The sequence below is a fragment of the Acidobacteriota bacterium genome, assembly GCA_038040445.1.
In the GTDB taxonomy this organism is placed as follows: Bacteria; Acidobacteriota; Blastocatellia; order UBA7656; family UBA7656; genus Onstottus_A; species Onstottus_A frigus.
This window is the reverse complement of record JBBPIG010000005.1, coordinates 164,977-176,318: the sequence shown is the minus strand read 5'-3', so window position 1 is coordinate 176,318 and position 11,342 is coordinate 164,977. Positions and strand designations below refer to the sequence as shown.

Genomic DNA, 11,342 nt, shown 5'->3' with positions numbered 1-11,342 from the left:
GGGGACTAAGCCGGCGCGACGACTCATCTAAAAGTCGTCAGATGATAAGCGGCGCGGTTGCCTCTTCCGGCCAGGGATAGAACAGCGTGACATAGCGGATAAAAGCACGCGAAGCCTCGGGGTCCCCGGCGGCGCGCAGGGTGTGGACTTTCACCGCCTCGCGCGTAAAGGTCAGCGCCTTGAGTATCTCGCTCCGCCGCGGGCGCGCGTCTGCCGGCAGATCCCTGCCGATATCGTCGAGACCCTCGCGGATTCGACGGCTCAGTTGATCAATTCTCGGGGCCGCACGATGTTCGTAGATCAATCCGCTCTCTTCGGTCTCCAGGTTCTTGATGGTGTTTTCGACGGCGGAAAGAATTTCAGTGTCGTCGAGATCTCGTAAGGCGGACGTCCCGATACCGCGCTGGACGTTGACTATCGCCCGCTCAATCGCGTTGAGAGATATCATCCCGCGCTCATTAAGCCTGAGATCGGGGGCGCCCAGTGCGGTAGTTTCTTTCGGTGGCAACGCGCTTTGCCGGTTGCTCGCGGTCGTGCGGGCGTCGACCAGGTATGGACAAGACTCGGGGCAAGCAAGCTCAATCATCCGCTCGCGCGCGCAGCAGACGGCACAGATCTTTGTCCTGAGCGCGGGACAGAACCGCTTAGCCGGTCTCTTATTGCACCGTGGGCACGCTGGCATCGGGAACAGGTTACAGGCGAGCAACGAGTGGTGACAAGGATCGGTGGAGTGTGATGTGGTGCTAGCCCGTGATGCGCAGTTTATATGTTGCCGTCAGGTTGTGATTGCCCGACCCCTTAGTGACCTTCACGCGAAGACTCAGTCGCGCTTCTTTAAAGAAGCAAAGACTCTCTCTTACGGCTTCGCAGTAATACACTACGAAGTCAGCCTGGACAGTTGCTTCGCCTTCGCTGACCTTGATTGGAATGTTGATCGGGAACGCCGGATTGCTAAAGGTCTGCTCCGCGCCGCTCGCAAGGCTCACAACTTTGTTCTGCGCGGCCGCGATCGTCAGCGCCGTTGGCGCCTGGGCGTTTAGCTTGTAGCCGGCCGGAAGTTCCAGTTGAACCGCAAGCGTCGCGTCGCCGGGCTCGATCGTTTGCGCCGCAAGCTCGATGGTCTCGCCTGCGAACTGTTTCGACTTACGTGGCCGCAGCTTTTCCAGGCCTTTGATCTGAAGCGTCTCGACGCGTTTTGTCTTGAGATCAACAAATCGGATCAGGTGATTGTTCGTGTCTGCGACGTAGAGCTTGCCCAGCGCAACGCTGACACCGGCCGGCTCGTTGAGCGTTGCACGATCGCCGTCACGCATTCCGTCTTCACCAGTGCCGGCAAAAGTCTCCGAGGTGCGCTCGGCCGGAGAAATGCGCTTGATCTTGTTGTTGTAAGTGTCGGCGACGTACAACAAGCCCTCGTGGTAAACGACTCCGAGCGGGTGCTGCAATCGAACCGCCGGGCCTTTGCCGTCGCGATCGCCGAACTCGAACAGGTCTTCGCCGACGATGGTCTCGACCCGGCCGTTTGGATCGAGATCCGCGGAACGGATCGAACTGACCTCGCTATCCGCAAAGTACAGCTTCTTGCCATCGCTGGTGATGCCCGAAGGCTGGGCCAGCGCAGCTTCGGCGAGTGGCCCGTCGATTCGTGCTTCGCGGCCCGAGCCGGCGTAAGGTGCGATGCCTCCGGTCTTCGGATTCATTTGCCACAACTGATGCGGGCCGGCCATCGCGATGTACAGAATGCCGTTTTGAATCGTAAGGTCCCAGGGCGAGCTGAGAGCAGTGTTCTTACCCTGGCCGCCAAACGTGATGCGGCGTTGCAATTGCTCGCCGGTTCCCGCGATGGTTGTCACCGAACGCTTGCCAAGATCGACCGCGCGAATTGCGTGGTTCCCCGTGTCGGCTACGTAAAGAATGCTGCCGTCCAACGCCATGCCCTGCGGATGATTGAACGTCGCCGTTTCGAAGCTGCCGTCGGCCAGGCCGATCTCCCCGCGGCCGATCACTTCTTTGACCGCCGAGTCTTCGAGCGAAACGACGACTATGCGGTTGTGATTTGAATCTGCAATGAACAACTGCCTGGACTTTTCGTCGGCGAGCACCTTTCCGGGGAACGCCAGCACCGAGGTGGGCGTGCGCTGGCGTTCAAGCTTCAGGTTGAGCGGGCGCCGGTCGATCAGCTTTTTGGCGTCGAACGTTTCGATGACTTTCGCGATGATCCCGTCGAGTTGGGCGTAAACACCTTCGCCGCTCATGTAGGCGACAACTTTGCCCGCGGGATCGATCAGAAACAGCGTAGGCCAACTGTTGGCTGTATATTCCTGCCAGATCTGCATCTCGTGGTCGTTGACAACCGGGTGTTCGATCTCGTATCGAAGGATCGCTTGACGAATATTCTCGGTGCCCTTTTCGGCGGTGAACTTGGCTGAGTGCACACCGATGACCACAAGCTCGTTCGGATATTTGTGCTCGAGTTTCTTGAGGTCGGGAATGATGTGCATGCAGTTGATGCAGCAGTAGGTCCAGAAATCGAGGAGCACGACCTTGCCTTTCAACTGGCGTATCGACAGTGGCCGCTCGGTGTTGAGCCATTCCATGCCTTCGGGGAACTCGGGAGCGTTCACCTTACCTTCGTACTCGGGCATCTTGGATCTCCCCTCCTGAATAGCGGCGTGTGAAGCCGACAGGCTGGGCCAAAAGAGACTGGCTAGCAGTAGTGAGACGGACAACGTTAGAACCTTCTTCATTGTTTAGCCTCGGGTTTGGCGGTTAATCCATAGGGTCCGGCTCGTTCAAATGGCCTGCCGGATCAAGCCGTGATTATACCAGACTGAACACATCAGCTAATTGAGCAAACGGGCCTATGGACGCCATCATCTTTTCCATCTACTAGCCGAACACGGCCGTGGTATGATCTGCCTTGGCAATGAAGGAGTCGACTATGTCGCGGTCCACTGGGGCGAGAAGGCAATCGCCGATGCTGTTCAAATTGTCGAAGAAACAATGGCGGGAGTTCTGTGCCGCGCTCGCCAAGCCGCCAAAGTCGATTCCTGCTCTACACCAACTGCTGACAAACAAAACCGGGACTCTTCGATGCCCAACGCTGAGCGTTGAACGACAGTTCTGCTGACGAGATCTCCTTTCGCATATATCCTTGGTTTCAGTGCTATACTTTTTGGCGCATCTCAACTCGGAGTAAGCAGAGAGAATGGCCGCAGACCCCAAAGACTCGCCACGCCACTACTACACACTCGAGGAATACTTCGCTCTCGAACGAACGGGAGACGGCCGCTACGAGTACTGGGACGGCGAGATCGTCTCCATGAGCGGAGGCAGTAAAGAGCACGGCATGCTTACCGGCAATATCTACTTCGGCCTCAGACGGCAGATGGCCGGCCGCGGCTGTAAGGTCTTTAACAGCGAAATACCAGTGAGGACGCCGAGTCTGCCGCCTTACCGCTACCCGGATACCAGCGTGGTATGCGGGGAAGCTGAGTTTGAAAATGTCGATGGGATTGACACTTTGATCAATCCAACCCTTGTTGTCGAAGTGCTCTCTCTAGGTACAGAACGGCGTGACCGTAACGAAAAGCGGGCCGCCTATCAGGCGCTCCCTTCACTGACGGACTATCTGATGCTGGCTCAGGACGCGCCTCACGCCACGCATTTCGCTCGTCAAGGCGAGAGGTGGGTTCGCTCGGACTACGGCGACCTGAATGCTTCAATCGTATTGAAGTCAATCGAGTGCGTGCTGACCCTGAGCGAAATCTACGCGGCTGTCGAGTTCGAATGAACATTGCCGGATCAGCCTCGTAGTAAGCTCAACCCTACGCTTCAAGCTTCTTTCTGCGCACTTGGGGCCGCATCATCTCAGAGCAGCCACAAGCTTGCGCTCGATTCGTGGAGGCAGCTCGATTATCTCAAAGCCATTGGTGCTGTAGAGGTAGTCTTCGCCGGATTCATCGACGATGCGGATGTATCCCTTGGGATCGCTGGCTTCCGGAGGAACGACCTTATAGATCTTGCGAAGCTCCAACGATGCTTCATAGTCCTCATTGTCCAGGCAGATTGCGAAAGTCATCAGATGATTCTCACTCAATAACCGCTATCGCCTCGATCTCGATCAGGAAATCCTCGACCGCCAGAGACGAAACCCCGATCAACGTGCTCGCCGGGGGATCATCACCTGGGAAGAACTCTCTGAAGACTTCGCCAACCGGGCCGGCATCCTCGGGCTTGTAGTTGACGATGTAGATTCGCACCGACACGACATCCGCCAGCGTTCCCCCAGCCGTCTCGCCAGCGATTCGAATGTTACGCAACGCTTGCCGGGTTTGCTCGCGCAAGTTCATCCCGCCGACGATTCGCTTCTCGGCGTCCCAGGCAGTTTGACCGGAGATATAAACCGTCTTGCCGCCCTGAGCGGTCACGATCTGAGAGAAGCCGTGTTGAACGCTTGGGAAGAGGGTGCTTGGGTTGATATGTACTTTAGTCATTTCTCCTCATCGGTCGCGGACATATTAATCGCATCCCGCCTTTACGTCATCGAGGGCGCTTCTCGACCGGCCGCCGGACTCGCCGCCGTCAACGCCTCAAAAAGCACAAGCAGCAAACAAGCAGAGCCGAGCAAAGCCGGGGCAATTACCTCTAAGCCGAGCTTGCCGGCCAGCAGGCCAACAAGGCTCGGCAGCAGCGATTGGCCGAGAACGGCGGCCGCAATCTGAAAGCCCACACCGTTCGCCGTGTGCGCCTCTCCAAGTCGCATCGGAGTCGCAGAGATCATCGACGGAAACACGGGCGCCGAGGCCAGGCCCATCAAAGCAAGGCCGGCGAAGCTCAGCAAGCCTGCGCCGCCCAGCCAGATCAACGTTGCCCCCAGCGCGATGCTGACAAAGCAGACTCGCAGCAGATGATGCACTGGAACAAATCCTACGACAAGGCCTGATAGCAAACGGCCAGCGGTCAACGCGCCCCAATAGACGCTTATCCACATGCCTGCTGTCATCATTGGAACGGCACGCGACTCCGTGAATAGACTGTATGCCCAGGTGCCTGCGGCGGCTTCGATGCCGGTGTAGACAAAGAAGACCGCGATGCTCAGCCGCACAACCGGCAGCTTGAGCGTGCTGAGGTTTGAGGCTCGTGCAATCGCTTCTGAATGGGACTGCCCGGTAGCGGAAGCTTTCGGCCAGGATCTGAGCGTCAGTCCGAAAGCACCCGCCAGCACCAACTGCCAGCCGCCGACTATCAGGTAGCCGCTTTGCCACGGATGATGCGCCGCAAGCACAGCGGTCATAATTGCCGGACCGGTCGCTGCGCCGATTCCGTAACACGCGTGAAGCCAGTTCACCATTCTCGCGTTGAACTCGGTCGCTGCGAAAGTGTTCAGTCCTGCATCGATCGCGCCCGCGCCTAACCCGGCAAGGCTCCCCAATGCGACCATGACCCACCACGCCGGAGCTAACGCGTAACCGATCAGACTCACTGCCGTTGCCAGACAGCTCAGCGCCAACAACGTGCCAACACTCACGAGCGCGAGCAGTCTGCCGCTGCTGAAGCTCGACACCAGGTAGCCCGCGGTGAACATCACTAAGAGCGCACCCAGCGCATCGAGCGGAAGATTGAAGCCGGCCCGGATCGACGGCCACGCAACTCCATTCATCCCATCGGGCAAGCCCAGGCTCACGAAGCTCAGGTATGCCAGGCCAACCAACAGAACAGAGTGCTTAGGTTTCAGTCTCACGGTTCGGTGCTTCCATCAAAAGAGTTCGTAGTACCGCCTTCAGGCGGAAGCATACTTAGACTTTCGATTCATCTACCAACTTCCGCCTGAAGGCCGTACTACGAGCTCTTGCTCGTTTTCAGCGCGTCGTCTGCGTCGCACGAAGCTTTTCAAGCTGGCGCTCGAAGTGAGCTTTCCAACTTGGCGGCAGCGCCTCAACTCTTAATGCTTTCTCCAACGCCTCCAGATCGTCCTTGCCTTGTAAGTAGAGTCGAGTGACGCCGGCAACCGTCAGATCATTCGCGTCGCGGCCTATCATCTCGATCGAATCGCCCGCCCCGACTTCGCCCTCTTTGAGCACTGCGAAGTAGAAGCCGGTTCGGCCGCTTTCAAGGAAACGTTTGATGATGTCGTCGCGCCCAAACTTCACCGCCAGCTTGTAGCAAGGGAGCCGCGGCTGCGTGACCATCAGCTCAGCGGAGCCGATACGAAACTGGTCGCCGATGTTGATCTCGTTCTCGCGCAATCCTTCGACGGTGAAATTCTCGCCGAACATTCCCCACGGGAGCTCGACGCCGGGCAGCTCCCGGCGCCAATAATCATAGTGTTCGGCTGGATAGGCGTAGACGGCCTTGTCCGTGCCGCCGTGAACTTTCAGGTCCGCCTGCCTGTCGCCATCAAGGTTCAACGTTCTAAGCCGGACGCGGCCTTCGACCGGTTCTTTGAAGATCCCGGTTGTGACCGGCTTGCCCTTCGAGATGACATCGCGCGGCAGCCCAACGTTCACCGACAGCACTTTCAGGTTCCCTCCGTTGTTGCACATCAATCTACGAATCTTCCAAACGTCCTGAAAATTCCCAGTCTAGCGGAAGTTCAGGCGAGCACCAGCCGTTCAATCGCCGCCTTTCCGCCGGACGTCAGTTGCGGCCTGCAAAAGTCCCGTTCGAAATGATATATTCTTGCTTTCAATTCCAATAGTTCTCCGAGGGCCTGAAGGGTTCAGCCGAACCTGATCGAGCAGATGCGGGCCGGAGCTACTTAGAACACACTTACGGAGCATTGATGAAGATTGGCGTATTGCGAGAGGCGCGGCCGGGAGAAACTCGGGTGGCGCTCATGCCTGAATCGGTGCGCGCGCTCACGGCTTCGAACGTACAGGTCCACATCGAGAGCGGTGCTGGAAACCTCGCGGGTGCAAGCGATTCGGACTACGCCGGAGCCGGTGCGAGAGTCGAGAATGAGAAGCTCGATGTGCTCGCGAATGCGGACGTCCTGCCCTGCGTCAACTGTCCTGACGGTGACGATCTTTCGCGCCTTCATCCGGGCGCGGTGGTGATTGGATTTCTAAGGCCGCTGGATGAACCCGAAGTTCTGGTTCAACTCATTGAGCGCGGCTTGACCGCCATCGCAATGGAGCTGATACCGCGCTCGAGCAGAGCGCAAACGATGGACGCGCTCTCGTCGATGGCTACGATCGTCGGCTACAAATCGGTGCTGTTAGCGGCGGAGCGATTGCCGCGCATGTTTCCGTTGTTGATGACCGCTGCCGGCACGATAGCCCCCGCGCGGGTGCTGGTCCTGGGCGCAGGTGTCGCGGGTCTGCAAGCAATCGCGACCGCGCGCCGTCTGGGCGCGGTCGTCGAAGGCTACGATGTTCGCGCCGCTGCCGGCGAGCACGTTCAATCTCTAGGCGCCAGGTTCTTGCAGGTCGACCTTGGCGGTATCAAGACCGAAGACGCGGGCGGATACGCGGTCGAGCTTAGCGAAGAGGCTCTCAGTCGAGGCAGAGACTTGATAGCCAAACACGCGCGGACGACCGATGTGATCATCACTTCGGCGCAAGTGCCCGGACGGCCCGCGCCGCTGCTTGTGACCGAAGAAGCCGTCGCTGGTATGAAGTCCGGTTCGGTGATCGTGGATCTTGCCGCGTCGACCGGGGGCAACTGCGCAGCGAGCAAACCCGGTGAGACCGTTGTTCGAGACGGCGTGACTATTATGTCGCCGTTGAATCTCGCGGCTACTGTGCCGGTTCACGCGAGCCAGCTTTACTCTCGAAATGTCACCGCATTCTTGAAGCTTCTGATTGACGATCAAGGGCAGTTGAAGATCGATTTGAACGACGATGTAGTTGGCCCTGCGTGCGTGCTTCATCGGGGCGAGGTCGTGAATGCCCGGGTGGCAGCCGCGCTCGAGTCGACTGCGCGATAGACGGCGAAACACCAAAGCAGAGAGAGAGTCATATGCGGTCACACCTTCTATTGATAGCGCTCCTTGGTCTGCCTCTAACAGTTATGCCTCAGAGCACAGACTGGGAGGAGTTCGCGCCTAAAGAGGGTCACTTCAAGGTTATGCTACCGGCCAGGCACGCTGAGTTACCGCCGTTGTTGCATGCAGTCGGCAAGATTCCCAATCCTACCTTTTTGGCAAAACGTAATGATGAAGGATTCCGAGTAAGCTACTACTGCTTCTCTGAAGGAAGCACTGATCTAGAAGTCATTCAAACGAGATTGCAGGGTGCGCGAAACAGGACCATCGTCGCCCTGACCTTTGAAAGCCGAGCACTGAAGGTCAAGCACGAGAATCACGTCAATCAGCATGGAATCCCCGGGCTTGAAATCAATATGGATTCTAGAGCGACATCATACACAGCGAGAATCTTTGTATCTGAAAAATGCGTGTTCTTGCTTTTGGTAAGTACGAAGATCGAGCGGTCAATCTCTGAGGACGGCAAGAGATTCCTAGATTCGTTTGAACTACTTCCGTGAACGCAGTTCTCGTGGAGGCAATAGGAGGATCTGAATAGTGAGCACTGAAGTAATAATCGCCGGTCTGTACGTCTTCGCACTCGCGGCATTTCTCGGCTACCAGGTAATCTCGCGAGTGCCGCCGCTTCTTCACACGCCGCTGATGTCGGCGACCAACGCGATCTCGGGCATATCGCTTGTCGGCTCGCTGGTGAGCGCCGGCGCGGACTACAACACGGTTAGCACGTGGCTGGGTTTCATAGCCGTGATCGCTTCGACGATCAACGTCGTCGGCGGGTTCATGATCACCGATCGAATGCTGAGGATGTTTAAGAGACAACCCGCCCCCAGGAAAGACTCTGCAGAGGAGCAAGACCCAGCCTGATGAGTGTTCTAATCGAACTCAATTACCTGGCCGCGTCCATTCTATTCATCCTCGGTCTCAAGGGCCTCAGTCATCCTGAAACCGCGCGGCGAGGAATGATCCTCGCCGAAGTCGGGATGTTCCTGGCGATCGTCGGCACGCTGCTTCACAAAGACATCATAAGCTACGAGTGGATCATCGCCGGGCTGATCATCGGCTCGCTCATCGGCGGGGCAATTTCGATATGGGTGCCGATGACCGCGATGCCGCAGCGGACTGCGCTCTCGCACGCGTTCGGCGCGCTGGCTGCTTCGCTCGTCGGCGTGTCTGAATACTACCGGCACGGCGCCGGCGAGCTTGGAACTTTCAAGATGACTGCGCTCAACCTCGAGGTGCTGCTCGGCGGCATCACGGTGACCGGAAGCTTGATGGCGTTCATCAAGCTTCAGGACTGGGTTCGCGGGACGCCGATCACCTACCGCGGGCAAAACATCTTCAACATGTCGCTGATGGCGTTAACGGTTGGGATGTTCGCCTATCTGATTTACGATCCTTCGGCGCACTCGGTGTTCTACGCGATGGCCGGGCTGGCGTTCGTGTCAGGCGTGCTGATGGTGTTGCCGATCGGCGCGGCGGACATGCCGGTCGTGATGTCGCTGATGAACTCATACGCCGGGCTTGCCGCCGCAGCGACCGGCTTCGCCATTTCGAACAACGTTCTTATCATCGCCGGCACGCTTGATGGCTTCTCGGGCTTCATACTTTCGGTCTTGATGTGCCGCGCGATGAACCGCTCGATAACCAACGTGTTGTTCGGAGCGTTTGGAGCGGAAACAGCGGCTGGCGAGAGCGGGGCTCTCGGCGATATGCGCGAGGTGAAAGCCGAAGACATCGCGGTACAGCTTGCTTATGCCAGGCAGGTAATCTTCGTGCCCGGCTACGGCATGGCTACGGCGCAAGCGCAGCACGCGGTGCGCGAGCTCGGAAACATGCTCGAAGCGCGAGGCGTATCGGTCAAGTACGCGATCCACCCAGTGGCTGGCCGCATGCCTGGACATATGAATGTGCTGCTCGCCGAAGCCAACGTGCCTTACTCGTCGCTATACGACCTCGAGCAGATCAACACCGAGTTTCCGGCAACCGACGTCGCGGTTGTGATCGGCGCAAACGATGTGGTGAACCCGGACGCTCGCGACAATCCCAAGAGTCCCATCGCCGGAATGCCCATTCTTGAAGTGGACAAGGCGCGCTCGGTCGTCGTGTTGAAGCGCGGCAAGGGTAAGGGCTTTGCCGGTATCGAGAACCCGCTGTTCTTCAAGCAAAACTGCGGCATGCTGTACGGTGACGCGAAGACATCGCTGATCAAACTAGCCGGCGCCGTGCAGAATGCCTAGCCATGTGACAGCCGTCACGTCGCGTCGTGACCCCCGTCATAGCCTCGTCAGCCGAAACCCTCTAAATTGCTGGTAGGCGAGCACGTCCTGTCGCTCGCATTATCGAGCCAAAGGGCGGCCCTCGGTGGCCGCCCATCTCTTGGAGGCGGCTCGGGGTAGGGAGGCTTAAGAGGTACGGATGGCAAACAGAATATTGGACAAAACCGCGATAGCCGACGACATCTGCCGATTCATCATCGAAGCACCAAAGATCGCGAAAAAGAGAAAAGCCGGGAACTTCGTCATCGTCCGCGCCAACGAATACGCCGAGCGCATTCCTCTCACCATAGTCGATTCGGACATCGAGCGCGGGAGCATCACGCTCATCGTTCAAAGCGTTGGCAAAAGCACGCGCCTGTTGAACTCGTTTTGCGCGGGCGATGAGCTTGCCGACGTGATAGGCCCTCTTGGTCACCCGACGCTAATCGAAAGCTTTGGCACGGTCGTTTGCGTTGGCGGAGGAGTCGGGACCGCCGAGATCCTGCCAATCGCGAGAGCCTCGAGGGCCTCGGACAATCAAGTCATCTCGATCATCGGCGCTCGCACTAAGAATCGCTTGATCCTCGAAGACGAGATGCGCGAGACCAGCGATGAGCTTCACATCGTGACTGACGACGGCAGCTACGAGAGGCAGGGGCTTGTGGTCGACCCGCTCAGCGACTTGATTGTTCAAGGCATTGACATCGACGTAGTCTACGCGATCGGCCCGATGCCAATGATGCGAGCCGTAGCGGAACTGACCGAGCCTTACAACATCAAGACCCTTGTGAGCCTGAACCCGGTGATGATCGACGGCACCGGCATGTGCGGCGGATGCCGGGTAGTCATCGACGGCAAGACTCGCTTCGCCTGCGTAGATGGTCCCGAGTTCGACGCGCATCAAGTCGACTTCGACACGTTGATCCGCCGCAATCGGGCTTATGCGCAGGAAGAGAAGGTATCGCTGGAGCGTTTCGAGAACGAGCAGGTCGCAAGATTCGAAGGGCTAGTGTGAGTTACCTCCGCGTCCTCCGCGGTTAAAATTCTCTCACCGCAGAGGGCGCAGAGGAACGCAGAGGACAAAGGAACCACGATTGGCA

At 58.0% G+C, this 11,342-nt stretch carries 11 protein-coding genes; 5 read left to right on the top strand and 6 right to left on the bottom strand.

All coding sequences use genetic code 11. The features are described from left to right. Positions 1–37: 37 nt before the first annotated feature. Together AABO57_07595 and AABO57_07590 are read right to left on the bottom strand one after the other, a co-directional pair. Positions 38–448, bottom strand: a complete 411-nt coding sequence (locus AABO57_07595) for a hypothetical protein (GenBank protein ID MEK6285588.1) — start codon at positions 446–448, stop codon at positions 38–40. A 295-nt stretch (positions 449–743) separates the two neighbouring features. Further along, a complete protein-coding gene (locus AABO57_07590; protein MEK6285587.1) occupies positions 744–2,645 on the bottom strand; it encodes a thioredoxin-like domain-containing protein in 1,902 nt (633 codons plus the stop codon). Between the two features lie 563 nt (positions 2,646–3,208). On the opposite strand from AABO57_07590, the gene AABO57_07585 reads away from it, so the two are divergent. Further along, the gene (locus tag AABO57_07585) at positions 3,209–3,793 is read left to right on the top strand and encodes a Uma2 family endonuclease (protein ID MEK6285586.1); all 585 of its coding nucleotides are present in this window, start codon (positions 3,209–3,211) and stop codon (positions 3,791–3,793) included. Positions 3,794–3,865: 72 nt separating this feature from the next. On the opposite strand, the gene AABO57_07580 is transcribed toward AABO57_07585, so the two are convergent. The 4 genes from AABO57_07580 to AABO57_07565 all read right to left on the bottom strand — a co-directional run bounded on the left by AABO57_07580 (position 3,866) and on the right by AABO57_07565 (position 6,524). Next, complete coding sequence (locus tag AABO57_07580; protein MEK6285585.1) at positions 3,866–4,081, bottom strand: hypothetical protein; 216 nt, start codon at positions 4,079–4,081, stop codon at positions 3,866–3,868. 10 nt (positions 4,082–4,091) lie between these two features. Next, complete coding sequence (locus AABO57_07575; protein ID MEK6285584.1) at positions 4,092–4,496, bottom strand: RidA family protein; 405 nt, start codon at positions 4,494–4,496, stop codon at positions 4,092–4,094. 41 nt (positions 4,497–4,537) lie between these two features. Then, positions 4,538–5,743, bottom strand: coding sequence for an MFS transporter (locus tag AABO57_07570; GenBank protein ID MEK6285583.1), 1,206 nt, complete (start codon positions 5,741–5,743; stop codon positions 4,538–4,540). Positions 5,744–5,861: 118 nt separating this feature from the next. After that, on the bottom strand, positions 5,862–6,524 hold the full coding sequence (locus tag AABO57_07565) for an MOSC domain-containing protein (protein MEK6285582.1): 663 nt from the start codon (positions 6,522–6,524) through the stop codon (positions 5,862–5,864). 260 nt (positions 6,525–6,784) lie between these two features. On the opposite strand from AABO57_07565, the gene AABO57_07560 reads away from it, so the two are divergent. The 4 genes from AABO57_07560 (at position 6,785) to AABO57_07545 (ending at position 11,257) form a co-directional block, all read left to right on the top strand. Then, positions 6,785–7,930 (top strand): Re/Si-specific NAD(P)(+) transhydrogenase subunit alpha, encoded by a 1,146-nt coding sequence (locus AABO57_07560; protein ID MEK6285581.1) that lies wholly within the window; start codon positions 6,785–6,787, stop codon positions 7,928–7,930. 594 nt (positions 7,931–8,524) lie between these two features. Then, positions 8,525–8,851: an NAD(P) transhydrogenase subunit alpha gene (locus tag AABO57_07555; protein ID MEK6285580.1), complete on the top strand. Its 327-nt coding sequence runs from the start codon at positions 8,525–8,527 to the stop codon at positions 8,849–8,851. Next, a complete protein-coding gene (locus AABO57_07550) occupies positions 8,848–10,224 on the top strand; it encodes an NAD(P)(+) transhydrogenase (Re/Si-specific) subunit beta (protein MEK6285579.1) in 1,377 nt (458 codons plus the stop codon). Before AABO57_07555 ends, AABO57_07550 begins: the two co-directional genes overlap by 4 nt. A 178-nt stretch (positions 10,225–10,402) precedes the next feature. Then, on the top strand, positions 10,403–11,257 hold the full coding sequence (locus tag AABO57_07545) for a sulfide/dihydroorotate dehydrogenase-like FAD/NAD-binding protein (GenBank protein MEK6285578.1): 855 nt from the start codon (positions 10,403–10,405) through the stop codon (positions 11,255–11,257). Positions 11,258–11,342: the final 85 nt, after the last annotated feature.

Excerpts from the sequence above, each read along its gene's own strand:
- AABO57_07595 (MEK6285588.1), bottom strand. The coding sequence starts at position 448 with ATGATATCTCTCAACGCGATTGAGCGGGCGATAGTCAACGTCCAGCGC.
- AABO57_07590 (MEK6285587.1), bottom strand. The coding sequence starts at position 2,645 with ATGCCCGAGTACGAAGGTAAGGTGAACGCTCCCGAGTTCCCCGAAGGC.
- AABO57_07585 (MEK6285586.1), top strand. The coding sequence starts at position 3,209 with ATGGCCGCAGACCCCAAAGACTCGCCACGCCACTACTACACACTCGAG.
- AABO57_07580 (MEK6285585.1), bottom strand. The coding sequence starts at position 4,081 with ATGACTTTCGCAATCTGCCTGGACAATGAGGACTATGAAGCATCGTTG.
- AABO57_07575 (MEK6285584.1), bottom strand. The coding sequence starts at position 4,496 with ATGACTAAAGTACATATCAACCCAAGCACCCTCTTCCCAAGCGTTCAA.
- AABO57_07560 (MEK6285581.1), top strand. The coding sequence starts at position 6,785 with ATGAAGATTGGCGTATTGCGAGAGGCGCGGCCGGGAGAAACTCGGGTG.
- AABO57_07545 (MEK6285578.1), top strand. The coding sequence starts at position 10,403 with ATGGCAAACAGAATATTGGACAAAACCGCGATAGCCGACGACATCTGC.